Annotated in this window: 2 protein-coding genes; one reads left to right on the plus strand and one right to left on the minus strand. The window is 67.0% G+C overall.

Annotated elements, in window-relative coordinates:
- Positions 1-372 precede the first annotated feature (372 nt).
- The gene (gene tnpA / locus ACWDCZ_RS41695; RefSeq protein WP_449818775.1) at positions 373-651 is read right to left on the minus strand and encodes an IS200/IS605 family transposase; all 279 of its coding nucleotides are present in this window, start codon (positions 649-651) and stop codon (positions 373-375) included.
- A gap of 174 nt (positions 652-825) precedes the next feature.
- Between tnpA and ACWDCZ_RS41700 the strand changes: the two genes are divergently transcribed.
- Positions 826-1,053: helix-turn-helix domain-containing protein (locus ACWDCZ_RS41700; protein ID WP_449818774.1), on the plus strand; the 228-nt coding region annotated here is incomplete at its 3' end.

The following is a 1,053-nucleotide window of genomic DNA, read 5'->3' on the forward strand; positions in this document are numbered from 1 at the left end:
GTCAGTGCCGCATGTCGTGGATGATGCCGGCCTGGATCACGAGTCAGGTCGACGCCGGCCTCGGAAGTGGTGGGTTCGGGGCCACGGCGCGTCCGGCCGGGGGTGGTCGGAGAGCGGACGGTGGCTTGAAAGCGACCCTTGTGGGTAGTTGATCGGACGCATAGCGTGACGGCCTGCCGCATCGCGGTTCCTGCCAGCCCGATGAGAGAGGTGGCTTCGCCATGCCCGAAAACCTTGACTACGCCGAGCCGAGACCTCAAGGCGGGCTACCTCTGTTCTTGGCCAGCGCCCCGGCGTTCACGCCGGACGTGAAGGCCGTCCCTGGCTCGGAGGAGCGGAGCGCCGGAGTTCTCTGCGCCTCCGGGGCGAGGGTTAGGCGGTCGGGCGTTGCCGACTCTCGATGTAGTGGCGTACGACGGTGGGCGGCGCACCACCGCATGAGCCCGCGTAGTAGGAACCGGACCAGAAGCGGCCGCCCCACAGGTAGCGGCGGACGTGGCTGTCGTACTCCTGTCGGAGCCTTCGGGAACTGACGCCTTTTAGGCTGCTGACCAGTGTGGAGAGCTGGATCTCGGGCGGGTAGCGCAACAGCGGATGCACATGATCCTGTTCGTATCGAACTGCTTCGACTCGGCCTCGAAGTCCGCGCATACGTCCCGCATGATTTCTTCGTAGCGGGTCGGCGTGGCGTCCGGAAGGCCCTGCGCCGGCACTTCGTGACGAACCCAAGTGGACGTGCAGGCTGTGGACGACATGGCGGCCGGTGCGCACATCGGGGTTCGGATTCCAGCGCGATGACATGAGCCAAAGCGCTACGGTGACGTCGTGCAGCTTCGGTATGCCTTCCGCGTGTACCCGAGTGCCGGTCAGCGTGCTTCGCTGGCAAGGTCGTTCGGGTGTGCGCGGGTGGTCTTCAACGACGCGCTCCGCGTCCGTGAGGACGCCCGCGCCGCCGGGCTGCCGTTCGTCACGTCGGCCGAGCTGTCCAAGCGGCTGACGGCCTCGAAGAAGACCCCCGGGCGTGCCTGGCTCGGCGAGGTGTCCTCGGTGATC

Source organism: Kitasatospora sp. NPDC001225 (assembly GCF_053597855.1).

Excerpts from the sequence above, each read along its gene's own strand:
- tnpA (WP_449818775.1), bottom strand. The coding sequence starts at position 651 with ATGCGCGGACTTCGAGGCCGAGTCGAAGCAGTTCGATACGAACAGGAT.